Genomic DNA, 10,530 nt, shown 5'->3' with positions numbered 1-10,530 from the left:
GGTCCCCTTGCGGGAGGGGTCTGAGGGGAGGGCGGAGCCGCTCCCCTTCTTTTTTTTTCTCAGGGGGGTGAACTATTACATTTTTATTACGGTGTCTCTGCCTGAAGTTGCCCCTACTGGGACTGTGAGTACGGCAACCTGATGCGAAACGTTGCCCCCATGTTTGGGGCACTTTGTGCGATGATTTCTCCGCCGTGGCGTTTGACGATCTTTTCGCAGATAGCCAGTCCCATCCCTGTGCCCTCGTATTTGTCCTTGCCTACGAGGCGCTGAAAGGGCTTAAATAAGCGGTCGAGATACTTTTCGTCAAACCCGATGCCATTGTCGGCCACCGTGATTTCACAAAAACCCTCCTGAGCAACCATGCACTTGACCGATACCACGGGGGGAACATCTACCTTGTGGAACTTTAACCCGTTGCCAATGAGGTTCATAAACAGTTGGTGCATCTGCAACTTATCGGCCTCAACGGTGGGCAGCATGTCTGTTTCAACGCTCCCGCCGGACTTGATTAAACGAGCCTCCAGGTCCGACAACACATCCTGTATGATGTCATTGAGGTTTGTGGGTGAGAAGGGCTTTGCCCTGGTTGTGACGCGTGCGAAGTTGAGCAGGCCGTCGATGAGGGTTTGCATGCGCTGTGCCGCCCCCTGCATCCGTGACAGATAGTCCAGGCCATCATCGGGGATTTTTGCGGCGTGCTTGTCCTTTAAGCGTTCTCCAAAGGCGATGATCTTTCTCAGTGGCTCCTGCAGGTCGTGTGAGGCCACGCTGGCAAACTCCTGAAGCTCTTCGTTACTGCGCTTGAGTTCCCGTGCGTGCAGCGACAGGGCATCCCTCATCTCCACCAACTCGCTGATGTCCGCAAGCAGGGCAAAGGCTCCCGTGATGACGCCGTCCGTGTCCCTTATGGCGGAGATGTTTATGCGACTGTGGAACTGCCTGCCGTCATGCCGCTTAAACGTGACATTTGCCGCCATATTGTTGCCGGTCTTAAAGACGCTGGCAAGGCTGTTGACCAAGACGTCTTCGTCCTCTTGCCCGACTATGAGCAGGGGCGCCGTATTTTGGTCGTACAACTGTTGGCCTGCAAGCTCGGCATGGGTCATGTTGAGCATCTGGCACAGGGAATCGTTGACCTCGGTTATACGCATGTTGTGGTCTACCTCGAAAAACCCCTCCGGGGTGGTGTTGATGATGTTGTGGTACTTCTCTTCCGACTTCCTGAGGGCTTCCTCGATGCGCTTGCGTGCGGTCATATCGATAGACATGCCGGCAAGCATGCGTTTTCCCGTTTCGTCTCTGAACGGAAATTTGATGACAAGCCACTGATGTACGCCATCCTCCTGCCGAAATGTCTCTACCAGGTCAATCGTCTTGTTGACGGCCAACACCATGTCGTCGTGGGCACGTATTTCGGCGGCTGTGTCGGGCGGGAAGAGGTCGTTGTCGGTCTTGCCGACGATGTCCTCTATCTTCATGTTTGTAAAGCGCGCGATTTGCTCATTTGCATAGATGTATTTGCCGGTTTCGTCCTTTATAAATGCGGCCATGGGGGAATTCTTCATGAAGCTGAAGAACATATCCTGGGCATACTTGAGTTTGCGTTCCGTGAACCTTCGTTCAAGTATACCGGTAAGTGTATTTGCAATGGTTGTGAGGAACCCCTCCTCCTGGGTTTCCCTGATGTGTCCGGCTACAACATAGAGGTTGATGACCCCCAGGACACGCTCCCCCGAAACAACCGGCACACAGTAATGGCCGTGTTGTGCAACGTTGTCGTATCGTATGTCGTGGAGATCGTTTATCTCACTGACAAAGACGACCTGCTTTAAGCTGGCCGCCTTGCCACAGACGCACCTGCCAAATGGCAGCCTCGAACACGTCACTATCTGTTCCTCGAAAAACCCGTGTGAGGCCACCATCTCAAGCACCCCCGGGTCATCGCCTACAAGAAATATGCACCCCTTGGACTGGATCGACAGCCAGGGGATTGATAGTATCACTTTTAGTATCCGCGACAACAGTTCTGGCAAGGGTAATGCTTCCAGGGCTATTGTCAACACGGAGCTTATGACACGCTGTATGTCGTAGTTGCGTCGCAGGAGTTCTTCGGTCTTTTTTCGCTCATAGATTTCGAGGGATAGCTGCTGGTTGGCAAGGGATAGTTCGCTGGTGCGTTGTTCGACCCTGCTTTCGAGGTTTTCCCGTGCACGCTTTATGGCCTCTTCGGTCTGCTTGCGACGTGTGACATCTCGTATGATGGCTATTGATATCCGCTCATCACCCAGTGCAATGGAGCTTATGGCAATTTCGACGGGAAAGAAAAAGTCGTCCTTGTGCCGTGCCGTCATCTCAAATATCCGTGGTTCTGTGGGGGTCAGCGACCCCTGGCTCAATGTGGCAGAAAATTGACCAACATTGGTGCTATCGCCCAAAAAGGTCTCTATGTCAAGCGCCATTGCCTCAGTCTCCGTATAGCCAAACAGCCGCTCCGTGGCCGGATTTATGGATAATATCTTTGCACCCTCATGGAGGGTTACAACCCCCATCGGGATGTTGTCTATAATAGTGCGGACACGTTGTTCGCTCCTGCCCAGTTCCACGGTCTTTTCAAACAGCCGATCTTTGGTCATACGCATCTCATCACACAATCGCAGAAAACGTCTCTCAAGCATGGCAAGCTGGTCTGCGTGTCCGCTTGACGTAAAGCCGTTTACTCCAAGGACGTTCTTGGAAAACTCCTCGATGCGAATGTTTACAGCCTTTATGCGTTTCATCATATACAGCAAGACTGCCATAAAGGACAGTATCAGTGTTGTTGCCATAAACAACCGATGTCTCCTGTCCTCATGCAGGATTATAAACTTTAATCTGTTGACCTCACTGTTGGCGATCAGGGATATAAATTGCATGGAAGTATCCGCCTCTCCGTAGTCAAGAAACGACTTGCCCACCATCAGATAACGCTCCTTCAGCGAGTCAAGGGGCGTGCCTGGCTGCAATATCTCCGGTGTGTTGCTGCACAGAACCCTCTTGGTGAAGCTGTCCACAAGCACTACGGCCTCCGCTTCATTGATTGGCTTTATGGCATCGGCAAGAAAGCTGTCGTCTATGGGACTTGCTATTATCATGGTTGCCAGGGGTGAGCCGTCGTCGTTTTCCAGGGAGCCGCTGGCCAGGATGTAGGGGGCGTTGTTAAAGGTCGTAATAAAGTACTGGTCACGGAGACTGCTGATAAGTGCCGAATTGGGTTTTAACAATTGCTCCGGTATCGGTCTGTCACTTGCTGAATATACCTCTCTGACCCTTCCGGCAGGGTCTAAGAGCATAGCGTATTCTATATGCGCAAAGAAGCGTAATACCGATGACTTTGGCAACCAGGATGGGTGTTCACCGCTGATAACCGGTTCTGCCTTGAGCCAGGGGTCGCTGACCCCCTTGTCCTGCACACTAAAGTTGGCTCTATTCACATGCTTGGCAAAGTCTACACGCTGCACAAACAGCTTTACTGACTGGTGATAGCTGATCATGACATTGTCAAAATGACTCCTGTTGTCATTGGCCTTGATGCTTAACCTTTCTCTTAGCTGAGTGTTGAGGGCCTCGTCGATCCTCTTGTCAAGGAGCATCCCCAGCAGCCCCCCGGCACTCAACCCTACGATCACGGTCAGCACAAGCATCCGTACCGTAAGGGATAGCCCCGAAATCAGCCGCAAGAGTTTGCTCATTGCCTACGGTTCGCCAACGAGTTCGTTTTCCTGGAACTTCCACCCGTACTTCTTCAACTGGTCAACGGGCACCAGGTAGTAGCTCTTGTCGATGACATTGAGGTTTTGCAAGATATACTGTACGAGCTTGTTTGCCAGTGGCTTGGAGAGACCGGGCTGCTCCCACGTTGTGATGCTAAACGTCCTGTATATTGTGTACATGCCCCTGGCGAGCTTATCGTTGTCTGCGGGGTCAACGCCGTCGATCTTCAGGTGTTTGACCTTGTCTGCGTACTTGAGGTTTTCCATGTGCCAGAGTGTTTCGTATCCGACGGCGCCCTTGAGAGATGCCACCGATGCAAGCATATCGGCGATGGTGCCAACTTCGGTCAGGCGGTGCCCAAAGAGGTCCTCGTTGGCCAGGATCAGGCACCAGTGCCCCGGGCGTGTCTTGCAGTGAAGGCGAACGACCGGCTTTATTGGCATGTCTGTTTTGATACCGCCTGCTCCCCTGGTATCCGACCACTTGTGGAGCTTGCCCATAAATGCCTTGCGAGCATCATCGATGGAGATGTTATCAACGGGATTGTCCTTGTTGACCAGCAGGGCAACCGACGATATGCCAAGCGTGTGATACTTCAGGTTTGGCAGACGGTCATTCTGCCCCGGTGGACAACACATACCCGTGATATCGGCGTTCTTTCGCATTGCCGCTCCGGCCACTGTTCCACACGTCCCCTCCACGACGGCGATCTTGAGGTTGTTCTGTTTTTCGTACTGCCGTATCAGCGGCAGGATGGCCGGATAGAGTTGCTGGTCTAATGCCACGGCCAGGTCTGCCCCGTCGGCCCATTGTTCATACTTTATGGGTTGTTTGACCCACTCTACCGGCATCTCAAATGTCTTTGCCGGGTCCGAAAACGGCGCTCCCCTTAAGGGGTCCCTGGCCTTGGTCGATTGTTTCATCTCAGCACTTGCCGTTGTTATAAACAACATCATCAACAAGATATAAATCCATGTCTTGTAACCCATAGTACGATGACCTCCTTTTTTTTCTGTTACCGGATATATTATAACACATTAGCTTTCAAAGTTATCGGATTGAAAATTACGAGCATATGTTCGTTGCTTTGACAGTTGCGATAGGAAATTGTTAGAATAAAACAGATTGATAAATTAGGTTTGTTGGAGGTTTATATGCCTAAACAGGCAGAGCAGCAAGAACTGTCAGGAGAAAAACTTGCAATGGAAAGGTTTTTCCGCAGCGTTGATCTAGTGAGAGAAAGAGCCAGGGATATAGACCCTCGTGAGATCGACGAGGCAATAGAGGAGGCACTACAAATAGTCAGGCAGGAGGAGTTAGAAGAAGCTAACACTTATGCTTAAAGTCCTTTTGGATGCCAATATTTTTGTAAGCGCGTTAATAAAACCATATTCTAATCCCAGTATGATACTCAACATGGTAAGAGAGGGTCGGGTTCGGCTACTACTATCAGGAACAATAATATATGAAGTAAGGAGAGTATTGTCTTATGCCAGGATAAGAAGAATTCATCGATTTACAGATGAACAGATTGATGAGTTTGTTAAGGATTTAAGTGAATTTGCTATCATTACTCCTGGAAATATAAAAGTCGATGTAATTAAAGACGATCCTGCTGACAATAAATATATTGAGTGTGCAATAGAGGGGCAAGCTGATTATATTGTATCAGGAGACAGACACCTCACAAACCTGAAACACTTTCAAGGAATCAACATTGTAGACCCTGCTATGTTTATAAGGCTTTTAAAAGACGCTACAGGAAGTTGTTAGGGCGAGAATATATTTCATTGGCTCAAATCAATGCTCTTATAATGGATAAGGTTAATCTGTTTCTCACCAGAACAAGCGAAAAAGGCATCAATATAAATTCGGCTTACCTCTTTGGTTCGTTTGTAAAAGGAAATGCAGGTAAGTGGAGCGATATCGATATAGCGGTCATATCATCTGACATTTCTGAAGACCGCCATGAGGAAAGGTTGAAATTGATGATAATAGCCTGTGATATTGACCACAGAATAGAGCCTGTCCCCTTTAGACCTGAAGATTTTGTAGACGAAGACCCCTTGGTATGGGAAATAAAAAAATACGGTATCAGGTTGAGATAACGGTAAGTAACCCACTGTGACATGAGACACGCCTTTACCATAGTGGGCATCCAGAGTGGAACGGGCAAGACAACGCTCTCGCTGGGAGTGATGTCGGCCCTGGGCAGACTGGGACTGCAAGTGGCGCCCTTTAAGGTTGGGCCGGACTTCATAGACCCGGGCCTGCACAGGGTGGTCACCGGCAGGACGTCCTACAACCTGGACACCTACATGTGCGATGCCACCTACGTTAGAGACCTGTTCACCGACAAGTCCGCTGCCGCCGATGTTGCGGTTGCGGAGGGCGTAATGGGGCTGTTTGACGGCGAAGGCGCCTCCACGGCTGCTGTCGCCAGGCTGCTGTCACTGCCCGTTGTTCTGGTGGTTGACGTGCGGGGGATGGCGCAAAGCGCAGCCGCTATCGTTGCCGGCGTCAGGAGCATTGCACCCGAACTGGCCATCGCAGGGGTGATCCTCAACAGGGTCGGCAGCGACAGACACATCCGTCTTGTCAGTGACGCCATCACACGACACTGCGATGTTACCGTGCTGGGCGGCATACCGTTTACCCCCGACGCCGGACTTGCACAGAGGCACCTCGGCCTCTTCACTGCCGAGGACGGATGCCTCAATCCCCAAGTCATAGACAAGCTCACCCGCCTCATCCAGGATAATATCGACCTCAACGCCCTGCTGAAAAACACCCTCACCGTTGACGCAACACCAAGGTCATCTGTTAGCGTTGCAACAAGCAACGTCACCAGTCTCTCCCCCCTGAGGATTGCAGTTGCCCGCGACAACGCATTTTGCTTCTACTATGAAGACAACCTCGAAATGTTGCAACACCAGGGGATGACCATTGTTACCTTCAGCCCCCTCAACGACGACAGACTGCCCGATGGCATAGATGCCCTGTACCTGGGCGGCGGCTATCCCGAACTGTACGCCGGACGACTTTCGGCCAATGCCTCCATGGTCGAAAGCATACGTGGCTTTGTGACCTCCGGGGGGGTGACGTATGCCGAGTGCGGAGGGTTCATGTATCTTTCGGAGGGTGTCACCGGTCTGGACGGCGTCTTTTACCCGCTGGTCGGCGTATTTGCAGCCATGGCAGTGATGAGAGACAGGCGCGTAAGCCTCGGCTACAGGCAGGCCGTCCTGCTTGAGGACACGATTATCGGCAGCAAGGGCAACATCGTCAGGGGGCACGAGTTCCATTACTCGGAGATCGTTGAGATGCCACCCGTTGTCAAAAACGCCCTGGAAACATCACAAGGGACACAGGGCATCTGGCTCGCCCCCAACTGCCTTGCAAGCTACATGCACCTGCACTTTGCAAGCAACCCCGATATTGTACGCAGTCTGAAGAAAAACTCTGAACCAGGATTACACAGATTAAAGGATTTACAGGAAAAAAGAACAAGGTATTCTCGAACATAAATCCTGATAATCTCAATTGTCGGACAGTTCCTTACAGTCGCCGGGCCGTTAAATCGTGGTTCAGACATCTTTATATGCAGAGATTTGGAATATGACATTGTCAAATTAAGCAGCAAGGCAATGATTACATGGACAAAACCTGGTTCTTACTCAACCGGAGATATACGCCAAGCTCTGTCCCTCCTCACCCCTGTAGCGTTAGGCAGGCAAGCCTCTTGCTATCTCTTGGTATCGGATGTCAGGATTTCGAGGATTTGTCTGTATCTGTCGGCGGTCTTTGACACGACGTCATCGGGCAGGACCGGGCCGGGATAGGTCTGTGCCCAGTCCAGTGTCAACAGGTAGTCCCTGACTATTTGTTTGTCGAAGCTGTCCTGCCCGCGTCCGGGGGCATAGCCGGCAGCCGGCCAGAACCGTGAGGAGTCCGGCGTCAGGACTTCGTCTATGAGGATCAGCCCGTTATCGTAGAGGCCAAACTCGAACTTCGTATCGGCGATGATGATCCCCCTAGACAGGGCGTGACTGGCTGCACGGTTGTAGATATCTATGCTCAACCTCTTGAGCGTTTCGGCCATCTCCGCACCAACAATGGAGACGGTCTCGGCAAAGGAGATGTTGACGTCGTGTCCGGTATCGGCCTTGGTGCTTGGGGTGAATAGGGGTTGTGGCAACCGCTGTGACTCCTGCAGTCCTTCCGGCAGGGGGATGTCGCAGATGCAGCCGCTTCTCTGGTAGTCCTTCCAGCCGGAGCCGGTTATGTAGCCGCGCACTATACACTCAACGAGCAGAGGGGTTGCCTTTTTCACAAGCATGGCTCTGCCGCTGAGGATTGCCCTGTCCTCTTGCCCTGTGATGCCGGGGAAGTCGTTGACCTCGGCAGAGACCAGGTGGTTGCCAATAATATCCTCCACGAGCCTGAACCAGAACACGGATAGCCTGGTCAGTATCTCCCCCTTTGACGGTATCCCCGATGGCAGTACCACGTCAAATGCAGACAACCTGTCCGTAACCACCATCAACAGGTGTTGTCCGCAGTCGTATATGTCTCTGACCTTGCCACGCTTGATGAGCCTAAGCCCCTTGATGTCTGTCTGTAGAACTATTTCACTCTTTGATGTCATAATAAAATCCTTTCGCTTTTTTTTGATAAGTACCTGCCCATAATTACTTATAAGTGCCTGGACAGAATTAATTATATACGAGCCAGGAGAAAGAAGGAGGGCGGCTCCGCCCCCTCCTCAGACCTCCCCCGCAAGGGGACCAGTCCCCTTGACCCCATTATACTTAGCACTACACAAGCAGCGATGCCCCAAATTGCCCCCCCTCCCATACAAGATGAATTGCACATCACACACTCTTTCTGAGGTCGGCAATGTCCTGCAGGGTGGTGTCGAGTTTATTTTTGATATCTGCGTACTTTGATGGTGCCGATGATTGTGTGAAGATTGTCAGGGCCTCCTCATATGCCTTGACGGCCCGCTGGAGGTTGTCCTCGGCGTTGTGGACAAGGGCAAGGGCACAGTAGCAGTTACCCAGACTGTGCTGAGTTATACCATACTTGAAGGGGTACTGTTGTGCAAGATCGAACTTGAGTGCCTTTTCATAGTACCGGATTGCCTTGTAGAGGTTCTCCGCCTTATCACAACACGTGGAGAGTTCACTGTAGGCGTTACCCAGGTGGCATTGCGTTATAAAGTAGTCAAAGGTGGAGCGTTGTGGCGAATAGACCTTGAGGGCCTCCTTGAAGGAAAATATGGCCAGCTTGAGGTTTGTTTCCTTATTCTGCGTCTGGGACAGGATGTTGTAGGCGCTGCCGAGATTGTTTTGAGTCATGCCGTACTCCATCGGATACTTATCGGGCGTGTAGACCTTGAGCGATTCATTAAATGCCTGTATCGCCTCTGCCAGGTTGTTTTCCCTGTCGCGTATTTCGGAGAGCAGTCCGAAGGTGCTTCCCAGGTTGTTTTGTGCCATTGCGTAGTCTTTTGCGTAGTCGGTGGGCGTCCACACCCGTAGGGACTCCTTGTAGGCAGTAACGGCCATCTGGAGGTTTTCTTCCTTATCCTTTAGTTCCGCCAGGTCACAGAGAGAGTTTCCGAGGTCGTTTTGTGTTATTGCGTACTCTGTGGCAGAGAACTCCAGCGAGCGAACCGTCAGGGCATCCCTGTAGGCCTCCACCGACTTGGTCAGAAATTCGGCCCGGTCCTGGAACGATGCAAGTTCCCAGTAAGCATGCCCCAGGCTGATCTTTATGTGTCCGTATTCGATGGCATGTTCCTGGTTGTTTCTGACCCTCAGGGCCTCTTCGTAGGCGGCAATGGCCCTGGTAAGGTGCTTCTCCCTGTCGCGGCATACCGATATTGCCCTGAAGGCATGACCGAGGCTGGTCTGGACGTGTCCATACTTTTCGGGGTTGTTTTCGGCGGTGTATATCTTGAGCACCTTTTCGTAGGCCTGGATGGTCTTTTGGATATTTTCCTCCTTGTTGCACATTTCGGAGAGCGCCCACCACGCATTTGCAAGGTTATTCTGTGTTGCTCCGTAGTCAGCGGGATAATCCTTTACCGTATATACGGTCAGGGCGTCTTCATAGGCCTCAAGCGCCTTGAGGATGCTTTCCTCCCTCTTGTCGCCAACGGCCAGCTTACGAAAACAGATACCCATGTTGTTCTTTATATGGCCATACAGCACCGGCATTTTCTTCTCCGACACACGCTCCAACACATCGGAATATATGCCCAGGGCATCCTCGTGGTTGTTTTCCTCAAGCAGGATATCGGCCCTCTCCACGGCGTCTGTGATGACGCTAAGGGCTTTGTGTCTAATCTGCTTTACGTACACAATCAGTATAACAACTATCGCAGCAAGCACTCCAAACAGAACTAATGGTATGTTTTCAGTCATTCCCCCCCCACCTTTATTTAAAACAGACAATATCGAATCTATTGAATCTTGCGCAGTTTGTGCCACTTCCGTGTTTTCATCAGTCAGCAGCCCCTGAAGCGGAACAATATGTCTCTCCTGCCCGATGATGCCAAAGGCATAAGCCACATCACCTCTGACATTGGGACTGTCGTCACTCAACAACGGCACAATGTTGTCGGCAATATCCTGTACAATCTCAAGTCCCTGCTCCTTCAGCGCCTCGACCAGTGCAATGGCCCCTATGCGTACACGCAGTCTCTCATCCCTCAAGAGCGCCGCAACAACACCGTACATCCCGGCGTCATACCTGAGCATGTCGATGATA

At 51.5% G+C, this 10,530-nt stretch carries 8 protein-coding genes; 4 read left to right on the top strand and 4 right to left on the bottom strand.

What is annotated here, in order from left to right:
- Positions 1–113: 113 nt before the first annotated feature.
- Positions 114–3,731 (bottom strand): PAS domain S-box protein, encoded by a 3,618-nt coding sequence (locus tag HWQ67_RS07095; protein WP_218251984.1) that lies wholly within the window; start codon positions 3,729–3,731, stop codon positions 114–116.
- Between the two features lie 3 nt (positions 3,732–3,734).
- Positions 3,735–4,742: a substrate-binding domain-containing protein gene (locus HWQ67_RS07090; RefSeq protein WP_218251983.1), complete on the bottom strand. Its 1,008-nt coding sequence runs from the start codon at positions 4,740–4,742 to the stop codon at positions 3,735–3,737.
- Between the two features lie 165 nt (positions 4,743–4,907).
- Here HWQ67_RS07090 and HWQ67_RS07085 point away from each other — a divergent pair, with 165 nt between their 5' ends.
- Genes HWQ67_RS07085 through HWQ67_RS07070 form a run of 4 tightly spaced genes read left to right on the top strand, consistent with a single transcriptional unit; the run spans position 4,908 to position 7,280 of the window.
- Complete coding sequence (locus HWQ67_RS07085; RefSeq protein WP_218251982.1) at positions 4,908–5,096, top strand: hypothetical protein; 189 nt, start codon at positions 4,908–4,910, stop codon at positions 5,094–5,096.
- On the top strand, positions 5,089–5,526 hold the full coding sequence (locus HWQ67_RS07080; protein ID WP_218251981.1) for a putative toxin-antitoxin system toxin component, PIN family: 438 nt from the start codon (positions 5,089–5,091) through the stop codon (positions 5,524–5,526). Before HWQ67_RS07085 ends, HWQ67_RS07080 begins: the two co-directional genes overlap by 8 nt.
- Before the next feature lie 41 nt (positions 5,527–5,567).
- Positions 5,568–5,861, top strand: a complete 294-nt coding sequence (locus tag HWQ67_RS07075; RefSeq protein WP_218251980.1) for a nucleotidyltransferase domain-containing protein — start codon at positions 5,568–5,570, stop codon at positions 5,859–5,861.
- A 21-nt stretch (positions 5,862–5,882) separates the two neighbouring features.
- Complete coding sequence (locus HWQ67_RS07070) at positions 5,883–7,280, top strand: cobyrinate a,c-diamide synthase (protein WP_218251979.1); 1,398 nt, start codon at positions 5,883–5,885, stop codon at positions 7,278–7,280.
- 218 nt (positions 7,281–7,498) lie between these two features.
- Here HWQ67_RS07070 and HWQ67_RS07065 read toward each other — a convergent pair whose 3' ends face one another.
- Both HWQ67_RS07065 and HWQ67_RS07060 read right to left on the bottom strand, forming a co-directional pair.
- A complete protein-coding gene (locus HWQ67_RS07065) occupies positions 7,499–8,401 on the bottom strand; it encodes a phosphoribosylaminoimidazolesuccinocarboxamide synthase (RefSeq protein WP_218251978.1) in 903 nt (300 codons plus the stop codon).
- 226 nt (positions 8,402–8,627) lie between these two features.
- Positions 8,628–10,530 (bottom strand): HEAT repeat domain-containing protein (locus HWQ67_RS07060; protein WP_218251977.1); only part of this gene is annotated, 1,903 nt, incomplete at its 5' end.

Origin of the sequence: Candidatus Magnetobacterium casense, assembly GCF_019173545.1 — a bacterium.
Taxonomy (GTDB): domain Bacteria; phylum Nitrospirota; class Thermodesulfovibrionia; order Thermodesulfovibrionales; family Magnetobacteriaceae; genus Magnetobacterium; species Magnetobacterium cryptolimnobacter.
This window is presented reverse-complemented; position numbering and strand designations above follow the sequence as displayed.